Annotated in this window: 2 protein-coding genes; both read right to left on the bottom strand. The window is 71.1% G+C overall.

The window, feature by feature from the left end:
- The coding region (treY, locus tag AC6EI8_RS25475; RefSeq protein ID WP_498383261.1) for a malto-oligosyltrehalose synthase at nucleotides 1-1419 on the bottom strand (1419 nt) is incomplete at its 3' end.
- 19 nt (nucleotides 1420-1438) lie between these two features.
- Nucleotides 1439-3332 (bottom strand): alpha-amylase family glycosyl hydrolase (locus tag AC6EI8_RS25470; RefSeq protein WP_498383260.1); only part of this gene is annotated, 1894 nt, incomplete at its 5' end.

The raw sequence follows: 3332 nt of genomic DNA, 5'->3' as shown, positions 1-3332 counted from the left end.
GCGCGACCACGCGTGTTCGCCCAGGTAGGTGCGATAGACCTCGAGCGGTTCCAGCAGCGCGGCCAGCGCGCGGCGCCAGCTCGCCAGCGTCAGGTCGCGCGTGGCCGGCTCGGCGCGCGCGCAGGCATGCAGGCGGCGGCAGGCGCCTTCGAATTCGGTGACGAGAAAGCGCGACAGCAGATGGCGGCGCGCCTGCCGCACCTGTTCGCCATACGCCTGGCTGTCGCCGCTGACCTGCTGCCACAGCGTCGTCAGCGCCGTTTCGCCGGCGCCGTCGTGCAGCACCGCGCCGACCTCGTCCATGAAGTCGTAGCCGGTGGTGCCATCGATCTGCCATTCGGTGCGCAGCGTTTCGCTCTCGGCCAGGATCTTCTCGATCACGATCCACGGGCGCGCGTTGCGCGCCGCCATCGCGGCGTTCAGTTGCGCGCGCAGCTGCTGGCAATAGCCGCCGGGGTCGGCCAGGCCATCGACATGATCGACGCGCACGCCGTCGATCAGGCCGTCCCTCGCCAGCCGCAGCACCAGCGCATGCACGTCGTCGAACACCGGCGGCTGCTCGACGCGCACCGCGACCAGCTCGCTGACCTCGAAGAAGCGCCGCCAGTTCAGTTCGTCCGCCGCGGTGCGCCACCAGGCGAGCCGATAGTTCTGCTGCTCCAGCAGGGCGTGCAGGCGTTCGAGGCCTTCCGGCGTCGCCGTATCGAAGCGCGCGCCGTCGCGGCCGGCATCGAAGGACGCCATCGATTCCTCGGACAACGGCACCTCGTGTTCGCCGTATTGCAGCCAATGGCGCTGGCCGTCGCTGCGCACCGCGATCTCGCCGGCCTGCAGCGTTTCCCAGTACGGGCGGCCCAGGATCGGCAGCAGCACCTTGCCATGCAGTTCGGGATCGGGCGAATGCCAGTCGATATCGAAGTGCCCGGCGTAGGGGCTCTCCGCGCCGCGCGCCAGCACGTCGGCCCACCAGCGGTTGTGCGTGGAGCTGGCCGCCATATGGTTGGGCACGATGTCGATGATCACGCCGAGCCCCGCGGCGCGCGCGCGGCCGGCCAGCGCCTGGAAGCCGGCCTCGCCGCCCAGCTCGGGATTGATCTGCTGGAAGTCGGTGACGTCGTAGCCGTGCGTCGAGCCCGGCTTGGCGGTGAAGATCGGCGACAGGTACAGATGGCTGACGCCGAGCGAGGCGAGATAGTCGACCTGGCGTTCGGCGTCGGCGAAGGTGAAGCCGGCATGCAGCTGCAGCCTTGCCGTGGCGCGCGGCACGATGGTGTTGCCCCGGTCGTCCGCGTGCTCGGCGGCGCGATCGACAGCGGGATCGGCCGAGTGCGCGGCCGAATGCGTGGCTGAATGCGCGGCTGAATGCGGGGCCGGGTGCGCGGTGGCGGAATGCGATGCGTTGCTGGAGGCTGACGACATGGTGGCAGGCGCCCGGCGTTCAGCCGGTGGTGTCTTCGGACGGCGTCTGCTGCCCGGATTGCAGATAGGCGACCGTGACGCCGGCGGACAGCGTGCCGTCCTCCAGCTGGCGCGCGGCGCCGGGCTCGCTCTCGGCCAGCAGCTCGCCTTGCGGTCCATCGCCGCAGGAAACGACCGCGTCGCCGAGATTGGCCCACAGCGTCAGCAGCGCGCCGTCGCCCATGCGCCAGCTCGCGCGCACCGCCGCGTCGCCGAGCACGTCGACGCCTTCGCAGCGCGTGCCGGGCAGCCGGGGCAGCAGTTCGCGCCGGCGCAGCGTGATGAGCGACCTGTAGTACTGCGCATTCTCGCCGTCCGGATCGAACTCCGGACGCGAGGCCTCGAAGGTGGTCGGTGCGTTGGGGTCTGGAATGCTGTGGGCGCGCGCGCCGTCGGCAAAACCGGCCATCGAGCCGAACTCGCGGCGGCGGCCCTCGCGCACGGCCTCGGCCAGTTCGGGCGGATGGCTGGTGAAATAGAGAAAGGGCGTGCGCGTGCCGCCTTCCTCGCCCATGAATACCATCGGGATCTGCGGACACAGCATCTGCAGCGCGATCGCGGCGCGCAGCGGGCGCGGCTGGGCCAGCGCCGTGATGCGCTCGCCGAACGCGCGGTTGCCGATCTGGTCGTGGTTCTGCAGGAAGCTGATGAACGCGGTCGGCGGCAGATGCGCGCTGCGCTGCCCGCGATGGACGGGCTTGTCGCCGCCCGCTTCACGCGTGCGATGCGGCGACGCCTCGCCCTGATAGGCGAAACCTTCGGCCAGCACGCGCGCCAGATGCCGGGTGGTGGGGCCAAGCGGCTGATGATCGCCGCGCGGCGCCGCGTCCTGGTCGTAGGCGCGGCCGTAGTCGGGGCCGGGATGGCTGCCGGAGTCGGCCCGGTGCGCGGCGTCGGCACCGGCGCCGAACTCGGGCGCGACCACCGCGCCATAGTCGGCGTAATAGCCGTCGTGCTCGCCGGTCAGCAGCACGTGCAGCACGTGGTGCGCATCGTCGTTCCACTGCGCGTCGTAGCCGCCGGCGAGCAGCTCGGCGTCGTTGTGGTCGTTCTCCAGCACCAGATGGATCTGCCGCCCGGCGCAGCGCTGCCGCAGCGTCGGCGCCAGTTCGGCCAGCCAGCCCTCGTCGGCGATGGCGTGCACCGCGTCGAGCCGCAGTCCGTCGAAGCGGAAGTCCTCGAGCCAGTAGCAGGCGTTCTCGGTGAAGAAGTCGCGGACTTCCTGCCGGCGGAAGTCGATCGCCGGGCCCCATGGCGTGCGCACATCCTCGCGGAAGAAGGTGCTGGCGTAGCGCGGCAGGTAGTTGCCCTCGGGGCCGAAATGGTTGTAGACCACGTCGAGCAGGACCATCATGCCCAGGCCGTGCGCCGCGTCGACCAGCGCCCGCAGCTGGTCGGGCGTGCCGTAGCTCGACTCCGGCGCGAACGGCAGCACGCCGTCATACCCCCAGTTGCGGCTGCCGGGAAACTCGGCCAGCGGCATCAGTTCGACCGCGGTGAAGCCGAGCGCCGCCAGCCGCGGCAGTTCGCGCGCCGCGCCCGCGTAGCCGCCGCACAGGCCGACGTGCATCTCGTAAATGATGGCTTCGTGCCAGGGCCGCCCCTGCCAGTAGGGATGGCACCACTGGTAGGTGGTCGGATTGACGACCACGCTGGCGCCGTGCACATCGCCGGCCTGCGCGCGCGAGGCCGGGTCCGGCACGATGGTGCCGTCGCCGAGGCGGAACCAGTAGCGCGCGCCTTCGCAGCAGGCCACGATGGCCTCGAACCAGCCGTCGCCGGCCGGCGTCATCAGCACCGGGCCGGCGTCGTGGATCTCGAGCCGGGGGATTTCGCCCTGTGCCGCCATATCGGGCGCCCACAGCCGGAAGCAG

Source organism: Cupriavidus sp. R6-3 (assembly GCF_059772245.1).
Note: the sequence above shows the minus strand (reverse complement) of the source record. Positions and strands in the feature narration are given on the sequence as shown.